The following is a 9,338-nucleotide window of genomic DNA, read 5'->3' as shown; positions in this document are numbered from 1 at the left end:
CACCCCCGGCGTGCCCCGTACCGGCCGCGGCCGGCGCCGCGGCGTCATCCTCGGCACCCTCGGCGACGGCAGCCCCCGTCCCGGCGGTAGCGCCGGTGGTAGCGCCGGCCGTGGCAGCAGCCGTTCGGGCCCCGGGACTTGGGTTCGGCGTGGCGGCGGTATCCGCGGTGTCCGCGGTGTCCGCGTCCGGCAGGTCGACGGGCAGCACCCCGCGGCGGCGGTCGGCGTGCGCGATCGCCGCGGCGACGAGCCCCCGGAACAGCGGATGGGCCCGCGTCGGCCGGGACCGGAACTCCGGATGCGCCTGGGTACCGACGTAGTAGGGGTGCATGTCGGCGGGCAGTTCCACGACCTCGACCAGCCGGCCGTCCGGTGAGGTGCCGGAGAAGACCAGCCCGGCGGCGGCGAGCCGCTCGCGATAGTCGTTGTTGACCTCGTACCGATGACGGTGCCGCTCGGCAACCTCGGGCACCCCGTACTCACGGCGGGCGACCGTGCCGGGGGCGAGCGTGCACGAGTACAGGCCCAGGCGCATGGTTCCGCCCATGTCCCTGGTGCCGGCGACGACCTCGTGCTGGTCGGCCATCGTGGAGATCACCGGGTGCGGGGTGTCGGACACGAACTCGGTGGAGTTCGCCTCGTCGAGACCCGCGAGCCCGCGGGCTGCCTCGATGACCATGCACTGCAGGCCCAGGCAGATCCCCAGCGTCGGCAGGCCGGTCTCGCGGGCATGTCGCAGCGCGGTGAGCTTGCCCTCGATGCCGCGGATCCCGAAACCACCGGGGACGATGATCCCGTCGACCCCGTCGAGCTGGGCCGCGGCCTGCTCCGGCGTGGCGCACTCATCCGAGGTGATCCACCGCAGGTCAACCCGGGTGTCGGTGGCGAACGCACCGGCCCGCAACGCCTCGGTCACCGACAGATAGGCGTCGGGCAGGTCGACGTACTTGCCGACGATCGCGACCGTCGCCGTGTTCGCCGGATGATGCACCCGGCGCAGCAACGTGTCCCACTCGGTCCAGTCGACGTCCCGGAACGACAGCCCCAGCCGGCGCACCACGTAGGCGTCGAGGCCCTCCCGGTGCAGCACCCGGGGAATGTCGTAGATCGAGCTCGCATCCGGCGCCCCGACGACCGCCTCGTCGTCGACGTCGCACATCATCGCGATCTTCTTCTTCAGCGAGTCGGGCAGCGGCCTGTCGGACCGGCAGACCACCGCGTCCGGCTGCAGGCCGATGCTGCGCAGCGCCGCCACCGAATGCTGCGTCGGCTTGGTCTTCAGCTCCCCCGACGGAGCCAGGTACGGCACCAGACTGACGTGAACGGTCAGCGCGTTGTCCCGGCCGACCTCGTGGCGGACCTGGCGAATCGCCTCCAGGTAGGGCAGCGACTCGATGTCACCGACGGTGCCGCCGACCTCGGTGATGACCACGTCGACGCTGTCGTTGGCGAGCCGCCGGATCCGATCCTTGATCTCGTCGGTGATGTGCGGGACGACCTGCACCGTCTGGCCGAGGTAGTCGCCACGGCGCTCACGGGCGATGACCGCCGAGTACACCTGGCCGGTCGTCACGTTCGCGCTACCGTCGAGGTTCACGTCGAGGAACCGCTCGTAGTGACCGATGTCCAGGTCCGTCTCGGCCCCGTCGTCGGTGACGAACACCTCACCGTGCTGGAACGGATTCATCGTGCCTGGATCGACGTTGAGATACGGGTCGAGCTTCTGCATCGTCACCCGCAGTCCGCGAGCCTTGAGAAGCCGCCCGAGGCTGGATGCGGTCAGTCCCTTACCGAGACTGGACGCGACCCCGCCGGTGACGAAGATGTGCTTCGTAACATGCACCTGGCCCACGTGGAACTCCCGTGGTCACGCCGCCGGTCCGGACCCGACGCCTCCACGGGACTTCACGGTAACACCTCCCCCGTGATGCGCCTCCGGCGCATCACGGGGACCCCTGGTTCCCGGCATCCGAACGGGGTCTCGTCCGATCACCTTCGGCGATCCTCCTGGGCCCACCACCCGGGGCGCCTCCGGCGCATCACGGGGACCCTGAACGTCGGGACGCGTGACGCTCACTCGGTGGGAGCCTGCTTCCTTGCCCCATTGGGGGGTTCCGCGTCCGATTCGTCCCCCCGGAAAGGCAAGGAAGTCCGTGATCGAGGACGTGAGGGGGTGAAGAGGTGACAGAACGGATCACCTCCGTGGATGGGGACGGGGATGCGGACGGGGATCGCGGTGCGGCGCTCGCGGTCGACGACGACGGGAACCGGCTGCTGGCGTTCGGCCCCGCGGATGGCGACGTGGGGGACGCGCCGATGCCTCTCGCCCTGGTCGCACTGTGGCACGGCGACCACCTGCTGCTGGTCTTCAACCGGTTGCGCCGGTGCTGGGAACTACCGGGCGGCATGATCGACGCTGGCGAGACACCGCAGCAGGCGGCTCGCCGGGAGCTCAGCGAGGAGACCGGGTACGAGGTGGACGAGCTCATCCTCGCCGGTTTCGCCCGGTTCGCCCTCGGCGCCGAACAGCGCATCGAATACGCCGCCGTGTACGCGGGCCACGCCACCCCGGGTGCTTCCTTCTTCCCGAACGACGAGATCAGCGCGCTTTCCTGGTGGGACGGTCGGCAATCCCTCGACGGTCGCGTTCAGGTTCTCGATGTGACTCTGGCACGGCTGGCCCGCGGCGCCTTTCGCTGACCGGCAACGGGACCGTGGCGGTTTCATCCCGCCCGAAGGTCTCCCGCGGGGCGGAACCAGGAGATCAGTAGCGGGCACAGGCCACCTGGGTGCCGAGGCCGTCAAGGACGGCCAAGTCGTCGGCATCGATCATGAAAAGACGTGGTCGAACAGGTGGACACAACAATTCCGCTCCCGCGGCCAGGGTTCCGGCCGGGTTGACGGACGGTCAACCCCCGACCCGCCCGCGCAGGCAGGCAGGCAGGCAGGCCAGATCGACAGAAGATCGTTCGGCTCGATGTCGTGTTGACGGTCTCCCCGACCAGGCAGTTCGCGGAACTTACCAGAAGGTCTCCGGGTTTCGGATCGGGAAAACGCCGCCCCTCAATCTGTGCATGAACTAATGACTCACGACACCATGCCTCCCGCCGCACCGGAGGCCACCTCTTCCGCCCATCCGAGCGGAAGAGGTGGCGGGGTCCGGGGATCTACAAAAAGATGTTGACCGACCGTGACCGATGCACAAAATTTCGCCAATTTCCCGAAACCGCACCGGTAGAGTGTCCGCCATGAAGCCCTTCGAGTTCGTCCGGGGCAACGCACCCTAACATCGACGGCCCGCGGCTCCACGCCCTCGCCTCTCGATCCGAGACTTGATCCCGGCACAGTCGAGCCGATCCAGACAAAGGCTCGCGCTACATATACACCGTCGCCGTTGGTCGTTTCCCTGACAGCACGGGACGGCATGACTAGCCGATTTCCTGACCGCTTGTTCACCGGCGGCAGCGCCTGTTCCCTCTTTGAGGGGCGCGGCGGCAGAACACGGCGCCGTGACGGACTGGCACAGGCTGCCACTCTTGTGACGCGCGCTTTTTGCGCGCCGTATGGCCGCACCGCCTCGAATCCTCACGAGAAAGGGTCCTGACCATGCCCACCCTGCTGGCCTACACGCTTGTCACCGATCCGGCGCCGTTGGAGACGTCGAGGACCGGGCAGGCCGCGCCCTCCCAGGCAGCGGTGTATCTGCTCGTCTCCAACGTCGATCACCCGCAGCCCGTGAACTGGCGCACCATCGATGTGGGCGTACCCGTCGGGACCGGTGCCACCGACCTCACGACGAACCCCAACGCGATCACGCCGAGGATCGACAACGTGGCCGGGCCGACGTTCACCTGGCAGAGCACCCAGCAGGTCTTCCGCGCCACGGCGCACGGTAATGGCAGCCCCCGCCCGCTGGCCAGGGGCGAGTCCATGGTGCTGGTACTCGCGGACATCCCGGTCAACCTGTCACCGTGCACGCTCATCATCACGGCGCGCTGACGGCTCCGGGCCGGGCAACCCGCCAACTCGGTCCGGAGCCCTGCCGTTCGGGGCTCTCGCCCAGACGGGCGGCCTTGCCCGACCACCGTTTCCGACGGGCGGGATCAGTAGCGGGCGCCGACCACCTGGGCGTCGAGGGCGTCGAGCACCGCCAGGTCCTCGGCGTCCAGGGTAAGGTCGAGAGCGGCGGCGTTCTGCTCCAGCCAGCGCAGGCGCTTGGTGCCGGGGATCGGGGCCACCGGGACACCGAGCCGCCCGGCCTGCCCGTGCACCCAGGCGAGGGCGACCTGCGCCGCGGCAACGCCCTTGCGGGCGGCGACCTCGGCGACGGCCTGCGCGATCCCACGGTTCGCCTCGCCGGCCTCACCGACGAAACGCGGGCTGCGGGCCCGGAAGTCGCGTTCACCGAGAGCGGTGCCGTCGACGGTTGCGGTGAGGAAACCCCGGCCGAGCGGGGAGTAGGGCACCAGCCCGATGTTCAGCTCGCGCAGGACGTCGACGACGGTCGTCTCGGGATCACGGGTCCACAGCGAGTACTCGCTCTGGACCGCCGCGATCGGGTGCACGGCATGCGCCCGCCGCAACAGCGCGCCGTCGACCTCGGACAGCCCGAGGTATCGCACCTTGCCTTCCGCAACGAGCTCGCCCATCGCCCCGACCGTCTCCTCGATCTCGGCGGTCTGCGGCGGCCGGTGCAGGTAGTACAGGTCGATGACGTCCACGCCGAGCCGCAACAGCGAGGCGTCGCAGGAGCGCCGAACGTATGCCCGCTCCCCGCGGACGACCCGGGCGCCGTCACCGCCGGAGCGGTCGATGCCGAACTTGGTGGCCAGTTGCACCTGGTCCCGGCGGTCGTGGATGGCCCGCCCGACCAGCACCTCGTTGTGCCCGGCCCCGTAGACGTCGGCGGTGTCCAGGAACGTGACGCCCAAGTCGAGCGCCCGGTGGATGGTCGCGATCGACTCGTCCCAGTCGGTGGCGCCGTACCACTCGCTCATCCCCATGCAGCCCAGCCCCTGAGCCGAGACGTTCAGTCCACCAAGGTTGACCTCATACATGCCGCTGCTCCCTGCCCGCCGGTCCGTGCGCCGTCAGCGGGTAACCCTAGGCGTTGGAGCGCACGCTAAGACAAGCTCCGCGCCCTACGGCTGGGCCTTGTCGGCGGCGGCGGCTGCGAGGAGTTCCTCGGCGTGGCCGCGGGCCAGCGTGCTCTCCTCCTGGCCGGCGAGCATCCGGGACAGCTCGCGGACGCGACCGGCGTCGTCGAGGGTGATGACGCCGCTGCGGGTGACGGAGCCGTCGTCGGCCTTGTGGACGACGAGGTGGCGGTCGGCGAACGCGGCGACCTGCGGCAGGTGGGTGATGCAGATGACCTGATGGGTGCGGGCGAGGCGGGCGAGACGGCGGCCGATCTCAACGGCGGCGCGACCGCCGACACCCGCGTCGACCTCGTCGAAGACCATCGTGGAGCCGGCGTCGTCGGCGGCGAGGACGACCTCGATGGCGAGCATCACCCGGGACAGCTCGCCGCCGGAGGCGCCCTTCTGCACCGGCCGCGCCGGGGCCCCGGGATGCGGGATGAGGCGCAACTCGACGTCGTCGACGCCGGCCGGGCCGAAGGCGACGCGCCGGTCGCCTACGGGCAGGCCCGCAGGGTCGTCGCGCTGGGCCACGACGGCTTCGACGCGGGCCCGGGGCATCGCGAGGCCGGCGAGTTCGGCGGCGACCGACTCGCCGAAACGCGCCGCCGCCGCCGACCGGGCCTCGCTGACCGTGACGGCGAGGCCGGCGAGCTCGGCGGTCAGCTCGTCGCGGCGGGCCGTGAGGATCTCGGCGCTCTCGCCGGCGCCGTCGAGCTCCAACAGCCGGCGGCCGGCCTGGTCGGCCCAGGCGAGTACGCCGTCGATGTCGGTGCCGTGCGCGCGGGTCAGGCCGGTCAGGGCGGCCTTGCGGTCCTGGGTGTCAGCGAGACGCTCCGGGTCGGCGTCGATGCTCTCGGCGTAGGAGGCGAGATCGGCGGCGACGTCGGCGAGCAGCATGCCGACCTCGGTCAGCCGGGCGCCGAGGTCGGCGAGGTCGGCGTCGAGATCGGAGTCGCCGGCGATGACACGGCGGGCGACGGAGACCAGGTCGACGGCGCCGGGGTCGTCGGAGCCGGACGCCGGGTCGCTGAGCAGCGCCGCGTGCGCCGTGCGGGCGGAGCGCACCAGCGTCTCGGCGTGTTCGAGCTTCGTCAGCTCCGCGGCGAGGGCGACGTCCTCGCCGGGCGCGGGTTCGACCCGTTCCACCTCGGCGAGGCCGATCCGCAGCAGCTCGGCCTCCTGCTCGCGTTCCCGGGACCGTTCGGTGACCTCCGCGAGCGCCCGGGCGGTCCGGTTCAGCTCCGCATACACCACGGCGTAGCGGGCCAGCGGTTCGGCGACGGCGGCACCGGCGAAGCGGTCCAGCGCCGCACGCTGGGTGGACGGGCGTAGCAGCCGCTGCGCCTCGGACTGGCCGTGCACGGCGATGAGGTCCTCGGCGATCTCCGCGAGCAGGCTCGCCGGCACCGAGCGGCCCGCCACCTGCGCCCGGGACCGGCCCTCCGACGTCAACGTCCGGCCGACGACGAGGACGGCGCCGCCGGGGTCGTCATCGAGATCGCCACCGACGTCGCGGACCCGCTTGGCGACCGCGGAGTCCACCGGGATGACCAGGCGCCCCTCGACGAACGCCCGCTCCACCCCCGGCCGGACCAGACCGTAGTCGGCCCGACCGCCGGCGAGCAGGCCCAGACCCTGCACGATCATGGTCTTGCCGGCACCGGTCTCGCCGCTGACCACGGTCAGGCCGGCGGCGAGAGCGAGGGCAGCGTCGTCGATGACCCCGAGGCCGCGGATGCGAATCTCCTCGAGCACGCCCCGAACTCTAGCCGTCCCACCGGGTTCGCCGACATCCTCCGGTGGACATCCGCACCGCCGCCGGCGCACGCTCACCGCCCGTTGCGGCCCCGCCAGCCCGCCACGGGCAGGTCGAACTTGGCGACGAGCCGGTCGGTGAACGGCAGCGGGTGCACCACGGCGAGGCGCACCGGCCGCCGACCCTGGACAACCTCGACCCGCGACTCGGGCGGCACCTCGGCGAGGCGCCGCCCGTCGCAGTAGAGAACGCCGGGCACCGGCTCCAGGATCTCCACGGCGACGGTGGCACTCGGCGCGAGCACGAGCGGCCGGGCGAACAGCGCATGCGCGCTGATCGGGGCAACGAGCAGCGCCTCGACCCCCGGCCACATCACCGGGCCGCCGACGGAGAACGCGTACGCCGTCGACCCGGTGGGCGTCGAACAGATCACCCCGTCGCAGCCCCACCGGGACAGCGGACGGCCGTCGATCTCCAGGACGCATTCGAGCATCCGCGCCCGTTCGGCCTTCTCCAGCGACATCTCGTTGAGTGCCCAGCCGGAGTAGGTGACCTCGCCGCGGCGGCGGACCGTCACGTCGACGGTCATCCGGTCCTCCACCGTGTAGTCCTTGCGGACGACACGGTCGATGGTGGACTCCAGCGCGTCCGGTTCGGCCTCGGCGAGGAAACCGACATGACCGAGGTTGACGCCGAGCAGCGGGACGTCGGCACCGCGGGCGAACTCCGCGCCGCGCAGCAGGCTGCCGTCGCCACCGAGGACGAGCACCATCTCCACCCCGACCGCCGCGCCGGAGTCGTGCGGGACGATCGTCGCGCCGGTGAGGTCAAGCTGCTCGGCCTCGTCGCGCAGCACCCGCGGCGACACCCCGGCGGCGGCCAGCCCCTCGATCACCCGCTGGGCGCTTTCCCGCACGATCGAACGGCGCGGATGGGTGACGACGAGGATCTCCCGGGTCACGCCGGACGCTCCCGTCGGCTCCCGGCCGGGCCGGCCTCGATGGCGTGGACGAGCGCGGCGTCGTCGAGCGGCGGCGCTCCCGCGGCGAGCCAGAGCAGGTACTCCACATTGCCGGCCGGGCCGGGCAGCGGACTCGCGGTCACGCCCCGAACGCCGAGGCCGAGGCCGCCCGCGACAGCGGCGACCTCGCGCACCGCCTCGGCGTGCAGCGCCGGATCACGGACCACGCCGCCGGCGCCGAGCCGCTCCCGACCCACCTCGAACTGCGGTTTGACGAGAAGCACGAAGTCGGCATCCGGTGCCGCGCACCCCCGCAGCGCCGGCAGCACCAACCGCAGCGGGATGAACGACAGATCCCCGACGACCAACTCGACCGGCTCGCCGACCTCGGCCGGGGTCAACGCACGGGCGTTGACCCGGTCGAGCACCCGCACCCGCGGATCCGAACGCAGCCGCCACAGCAGCTGCCCGTAGCCGACGTCGACCGCCACGACCGACGCCGCGCCGTGGCGCAGCAGAACATCGGTGAAACCCCCGGTGGACGCCCCCACGTCGAGGCAACGCCGCCCGGCCACCACCAGCGGCCCACCCGGAACCGCCCCGACCGGCTCGACCGGCTCGACCGGCTCGACCGGCTCGACCGGCTCGGCGTCGAAGGCGGGGACGCCGAAGGCGGCGAAGGCGCCGAGCAGCTTGTGCGCTCCGCGCGACGCCCAACCAGGGTCGTCGCTCTCGGACACGGCGATCGACGTCGTACCGTCGACGACGGTGGCGGCCTTCGTCGCCGGGATGCCGCCGACCAGGACCCGCCCGGCGCTGATCGCGGCCACGGCCTGCTCGCGCGAGCGGGCGAGACCGCGCCGGACGAGCTCGCTGTCCAGACGTACGCGACGGGACACCACGCCCCCTGCTCGACTCACCGAACCGGCCGGACCGGACCGGGCCGCGGTTGCACCCGATCGGCCGCGGCCACCGCGCCGCCACCCGACCCGTCCAGGTCGGCCAGGGCGTCGGCCAGTCGGCGGTTCATCTCCTCGAAGACCTCCACATGTTCCGACGTCGCCACGACGTCGAGGGTTTCCAGCCGCGCAAGCGCGTCCCGGATCTCGGCGGGCAGGTTCTCGGTGCTCACTGTGTCAGCCTCCCGCATTCTGCGTCGATGGTGCGACGCCTCCCCCGCAACGTGGGTCATGCGACGTATCTCGCGGCCCGCCGCGGGGCGTGTCGCGGCGGCCTGCGCATCCCAGTGCGGTGGTGGCCAGCCCAGGCGGGGACGCGCCGCGTGCCCCGAGCGGGCCGTCCTGGGGACGCCTGCCGCCCGGTGGAAGGCACCATGGGAGGGCCCCCGCCGACGGGGGCCCCGAACCGAGCCGAAGGAGGCCGGATCCGCCGATGGCCGACAGGTCACAGTGTGAGTCCGCGTTCCGTACCATCGCCGCCCGTCTGGACCGGCTCGCCACCGAGGGCCGCCCACCCCGAG

At 71.9% G+C, this 9,338-nt stretch carries 8 protein-coding genes; 2 read left to right on the top strand and 6 right to left on the bottom strand.

Translation table 11 applies throughout. From position 1 onward, the window contains the following. The coding region (gene pyrG, locus NBZ83_RS26035; protein WP_261575981.1) for a CTP synthase at positions 1–1,852 on the bottom strand (1,852 nt) is incomplete at its 3' end. Positions 1,853–2,181: 329 nt separating this feature from the next. On the opposite strand from pyrG, the gene NBZ83_RS26030 reads away from it, so the two are divergent. Continuing rightward, a complete protein-coding gene (locus NBZ83_RS26030) occupies positions 2,182–2,700 on the top strand; it encodes an NUDIX hydrolase (protein WP_261575980.1) in 519 nt (172 codons plus the stop codon). Positions 2,701–3,606: 906 nt separating this feature from the next. Next, positions 3,607–3,999 (top strand): hypothetical protein, encoded by a 393-nt coding sequence (locus tag NBZ83_RS26025; RefSeq protein ID WP_261575979.1) that lies wholly within the window; start codon positions 3,607–3,609, stop codon positions 3,997–3,999. 104 nt (positions 4,000–4,103) lie between these two features. Here NBZ83_RS26025 and NBZ83_RS26020 read toward each other — a convergent pair whose 3' ends face one another. From NBZ83_RS26020 to NBZ83_RS26000, 5 genes are all read right to left on the bottom strand, one after another. After that, entirely contained in the window at positions 4,104–5,057 is a 954-nt protein-coding gene (locus NBZ83_RS26020; RefSeq protein ID WP_261570900.1) for an aldo/keto reductase, read from the bottom strand. 84 nt (positions 5,058–5,141) lie between these two features. Continuing rightward, a complete protein-coding gene (recN, locus tag NBZ83_RS26015) occupies positions 5,142–6,896 on the bottom strand; it encodes a DNA repair protein RecN (protein WP_261570899.1) in 1,755 nt (584 codons plus the stop codon). 74 nt (positions 6,897–6,970) lie between these two features. Continuing rightward, entirely contained in the window at positions 6,971–7,858 is an 888-nt protein-coding gene (locus NBZ83_RS26010) for an NAD kinase (RefSeq protein ID WP_261575978.1), read from the bottom strand. Beyond that, positions 7,855–8,757, bottom strand: a complete 903-nt coding sequence (locus NBZ83_RS26005) for a TlyA family RNA methyltransferase (RefSeq protein WP_261575982.1) — start codon at positions 8,755–8,757, stop codon at positions 7,855–7,857. Before NBZ83_RS26005 ends, NBZ83_RS26010 begins: the two co-directional genes overlap by 4 nt. A gap of 17 nt (positions 8,758–8,774) precedes the next feature. Next, complete coding sequence (locus NBZ83_RS26000; protein ID WP_261571247.1) at positions 8,775–8,990, bottom strand: hypothetical protein; 216 nt, start codon at positions 8,988–8,990, stop codon at positions 8,775–8,777. Positions 8,991–9,338 lie beyond the last annotated feature (348 nt).

This window comes from Frankia gtarii (assembly GCF_025403375.1).
Classification (GTDB): domain Bacteria; phylum Actinomycetota; class Actinomycetes; order Frankiales; family Frankiaceae; genus Frankia; species Frankia gtarii.
Note: the sequence above shows the minus strand (reverse complement) of the source record. Positions and strands in the feature narration are given on the sequence as shown.